Origin of the sequence: Streptococcus oralis, from assembly GCF_001578945.1 — a bacterium.
GTDB classification, from domain to species: Bacteria; Bacillota; Bacilli; order Lactobacillales; family Streptococcaceae; genus Streptococcus; species Streptococcus oralis_Q.
The window spans coordinates 348,968-349,874 of sequence record NZ_KQ969551.1 but is presented as its reverse complement, the minus strand read 5'-3'; the positions used below and the strand labels follow the sequence as shown (position 1 = coordinate 349,874).

Annotated in this window: 2 protein-coding genes; both read right to left on the bottom strand. The window is 32.3% G+C overall.

Annotated elements, in window-relative coordinates; genetic code table 11:
- A partial coding sequence (locus SORDD16_RS04380; protein WP_164966485.1) for an alpha/beta fold hydrolase occupies nucleotides 1-310 on the bottom strand: 310 nt, incomplete at its 3' end.
- 154 nt (nucleotides 311-464) lie between these two features.
- A partial coding sequence (locus tag SORDD16_RS04375) for a CPBP family intramembrane glutamic endopeptidase (RefSeq protein WP_164966484.1) occupies nucleotides 465-907 on the bottom strand: 443 nt, incomplete at its 5' end.

The window sequence follows — 907 nt, the reverse complement described above, 5'->3', positions numbered from 1 at the left end:
TCTCAGCAATTTCACTGTCTAAAGACAAAAGCTCCATGGCAATTTGACCACCAAGTGAAACACCACCGATTGCAAACAATTTCCCACCACAGTTTGCTTTGATATACTCTAGAATCTCCAAAGCAGAATCTTCAGTAGAAACATAATCAAGTTGATATTCCTCGCCGTGGCCATTCAAAGTGGGTAGAATAATACGGTATTCTTCTGACAAGATTCGTGCTTGACGAAGATAATTCCACCAAGAACTTCCACCACCATGTATCAGTAAAATAGGAGGCAAATTCTTATCACCAAATTCATGGAATTTCATGTTTAAACTCCTTACTGTAGAACTTTCACTAGCTACACCCATGTTTAATCAGCTCATACAAGCAGTGATGTCTCATCAAATAGAACAGTCTCTAACATTGATCATCTAGAATGACCACACGTTACTTTCAATAATGGATATACTGATCTAAATTTTAAAATGTTGTTTCCTTACTAATTCTATTACTCGCCAATATAGTATAAATCAAATAACCAATAAAAATGATAATAAAAATAAGATTAATTTTTAACACAAAATAGAGATTTAACAAATTTGCGAATGCATGAAATAATACACAGTATCCCACAGATTTCGTTTGACGGTAAAGAAGCCCTAAAACAAAACTTAAAAATAATGTATATATAAAAAATAAAATAAAAGGAAATCCTTGATGACTTTCTCCAACTATAAACCATAAAGGCAGATGCCATATTCCCCAAATTGATCCTACAATCAAATTAGATTGCCAATAAGTATATTTTTTATCAAGTAATGGTTGTAATATTCCTCTCCAGCCTAATTCTTCATGTCCACCACCAAAAAAAATTAGTTGTATAAAGAATAATGGCATCAGATAAATTGATACTCCGTTTAATT